We start from the raw sequence: 2,503 nt of genomic DNA on the forward strand, positions 1-2,503 counted from the left end.
CGCGCCGCGTGCGCTTGCGGCCCATCCCCTCGGCATCTCCGAACGACAGCTGCATCGAACTCACCCTTGAACCGATGATCCATTCTCGCCGAAAGTGGCGGAGTTGTTCAGACCTTCCCTAATCGGCAATGGGCGCTAACAATTCATTCAAGCCGACGCCACTTCGCGGCGCGGCTTAACTCAGGTGTTAGGCTGGCCATGAACCGTCTCGCAAAGGTGGCAGCGATATTGGCAATCCTCATTGCCGCAGCAATATTCGTGACACCCTTCATCCTGTACTTCGGAATCATCGCTGGAACCATCGCGGCAGTGTTCAAACATGACCGACACACTCGCTAGTCTCATTTCACAGGCCATCTCGCCCAACGCGGTTCGCTTGGACGGCTCACTTACCATCCCGCGCACTTATGGCGTCTTCGAGCTATCGCGCTCCGCCGGAACAACCAGGAAATTCCGGTATGGCAACTTCCCGGTTCGACAAACCGAGCTGCTGAAAGAGTTTGGTGCATGCAAACTCGTCCACCTCTTCAAGAAGCGCGATCTGGCACAGAGGACGGCAAAGTTGCTCAATGAAGGGCCAGCCTAACAATTCGTTCAAGCCGAGACCGCTTCGCGGCTCGGCTTAGTGCGGTAGCGTGTGCCACACCGCCGTGCATCGGCGGCGGCAAGGCCAAACCCACCGGGAGGATCGACATCGCTGTGATGCAGTCCTTGTCCCGCCAGGGCGAGGTGAACCCGCTGGTCGAGGACTACGGCCACGTGATCGTCGACGAGTGCCACCACGTCGGCGCCGTCTCCTTCGACGCGATCCTCAAGCGGACCAAGGCGAAGTACGTGCTGGGCCTGACGGCGACTCCGATCCGACGCGACGGGCAGCAGCCGATCATCTTCATGCAGTGTGGGCCGATCCGCCACACGGCGGCTACGCCGGCCGGTGCACCGCACGACCTGGAGGTGGTGCCGCGCTCCCGCCATGCCCGGATCGATCTGCCGCCAGATGCCGGCATCCAGGACGTGTTCCGACATCTCGCCAACGATCAGGCCAGGACCGAGGCCATCGCCGCCGAGGTGCGCGATGCCTTCGCGCAGGGTCGCAAGGTGCTGGTCCTGACCGAGCGCACGGAACACCTCGACGCCATCGATGCGGCCCTCGGCGGCCTGGAGCCGTCGCCCTTCGTTCTGCATGGCCGGATGTCGAGAAAGCAGCGTGCAGCGTTGGTGGCAGACCTCGATGCTCTGCCGCCCGACGCGCCGCGTGTGCTCCTGTCGACGGGCAAGCTGGTCGGCGAGGGCTTCGACCACCCGCCGCTGGATACGCTGGTGCTCGCCATGCCGGTGTCCTGGAAGGGCACGCTGCAGCAGTACGCTGGGCGTCTGCACCGGGAACACGCCAGCAAGACCGACGTGCGAATCATCGACTTCGTGGACACCGGTCATCCGGCGCTGCTGCGGATGTGGGACAAGCGCCAGCGTGGCTACCGGGCGATGGGGTACAGGGTGGGTTCTGATGTGCCTGCGGAATGAAGACGAATTCTCCCGGGCCTGAGGCCATCTCCACATCTTGCCATCGGACTACAAAAGGACTATATTCAGTCCCATCCAAGTCCGGAGCACCGCCATGCGCTACTCATCCCAAGTCAAGCCCATCAGTTACCTCAAGGCCAATGCCGCCGAGGTGCTGACCCACCTGGCCGAAAACCGGGAGCCCTTGGTCATCACGCAGAACGGGGAAGCCAAGGCCGTGCTGCAGGACGTTGCGTCCTTCGAGGAAACGCAGGAGACCTTGGCCCTGCTCAAGATCCTGGCGCTTGGACAGCAGGACGTGGAGGCAGGTCGCGTCAAGCCGGTCGCCGACGTGGTGGCGCGCCTACGCGCGAAGAGGGCCACGGCCTGATGGTCGGCAGGCCGACGCGTTACGAGGTCCTGCTGACCGAAGGTGCAGAACAGGACCTGGAGGCGCTCTACGACTACATCGCCGAGTTCGACAGTGTGGCCAACGCCAACCATGTTCTCGACCGCTTGATGGAGGTCGTGGAGGGGCTCGCCCAGTTTCCTGAGCGCGGCAGCTATCCCAAGGAACTCGTCGCCCTGGGCATCAAGGACTACCGCCAGACGGCATTCAAGCCCTACCGGGTGATCTATCGCGTCCTGGGCAACCGGGTCGTGATCTACCTGATCGTCGATGGCCGGCGTGACATGCAGTCAGTGCTGGCGCGCCGGCTCCTGGGCGCTTAGTCCGCAGCATCCCGCACGGTCCCGATCCATTCCGATGCATCACAGTAAGACCGGGTTCGCGCGGTCAACCGAACACCACCAAACACAAGGGCTCGGATAGTCTCCGGGCCCTTTTTCTTGCCTGAAATCCCCGCACCATGCGGGGTTCGAGAAATACCCAAAAGTGGTGCACGCCCTGACGGATCAGGCGGCGGCCGAGTGGGTCTGGGCGGTTGCATCATCGCGCACTTCGACGCCATCGCGGAAGCGCACGCCGGTGATCACCTTG

At 63.0% G+C, this 2,503-nt stretch carries 4 protein-coding genes; all 4 read left to right on the forward strand.

The genetic code is table 11. The features are described 5' to 3' along the window. Positions 1-319: 319 nt before the first annotated feature. The 4 genes from ML342_RS11475 (at position 320) to ML342_RS11490 (ending at position 2,235) form a co-directional block, all read left to right on the forward strand. Positions 320-586, forward strand: a complete 267-nt coding sequence (locus ML342_RS11475) for a hypothetical protein (protein ID WP_240127160.1) — start codon at positions 320-322, stop codon at positions 584-586. 68 nt (positions 587-654) lie between these two features. After that, positions 655-1,524 carry a DEAD/DEAH box helicase gene (locus tag ML342_RS11480; protein WP_338065006.1) on the forward strand — a complete coding sequence of 290 codons (870 nt, stop codon included), beginning with the start codon at positions 655-657 and terminating at the stop codon, positions 1,522-1,524. 94 nt (positions 1,525-1,618) lie between these two features. Continuing rightward, positions 1,619-1,894 (forward strand): type II toxin-antitoxin system Phd/YefM family antitoxin, encoded by a 276-nt coding sequence (locus tag ML342_RS11485; protein ID WP_072756695.1) that lies wholly within the window; start codon positions 1,619-1,621, stop codon positions 1,892-1,894. Next, complete coding sequence (locus tag ML342_RS11490; RefSeq protein WP_072756696.1) at positions 1,894-2,235, forward strand: type II toxin-antitoxin system RelE/ParE family toxin; 342 nt, start codon at positions 1,894-1,896, stop codon at positions 2,233-2,235. The genes ML342_RS11485 and ML342_RS11490 overlap by 1 nt, the downstream gene beginning before the upstream one ends. The last annotated feature ends 268 nt before the right edge of the window (positions 2,236-2,503 follow it).

This window comes from Thermomonas alba (assembly GCF_022419205.1).
Classification (GTDB): Bacteria; Pseudomonadota; Gammaproteobacteria; order Xanthomonadales; family Xanthomonadaceae; genus Thermomonas; species Thermomonas alba.

What these genes read in the sequence shown, in the direction of transcription:
- ML342_RS11485 (WP_072756695.1), top strand. Translation starts at nt 1,619, where the DNA reads ATGCGCTACTCATCCCAAGTCAAGCCCATCAGTTACCTCAAGGCCAAT.
- ML342_RS11475 (WP_240127160.1), top strand. Translation starts at nt 320, where the DNA reads ATGACCGACACACTCGCTAGTCTCATTTCACAGGCCATCTCGCCCAAC.
- ML342_RS11490 (WP_072756696.1), top strand. Translation starts at nt 1,894, where the DNA reads ATGGTCGGCAGGCCGACGCGTTACGAGGTCCTGCTGACCGAAGGTGCA.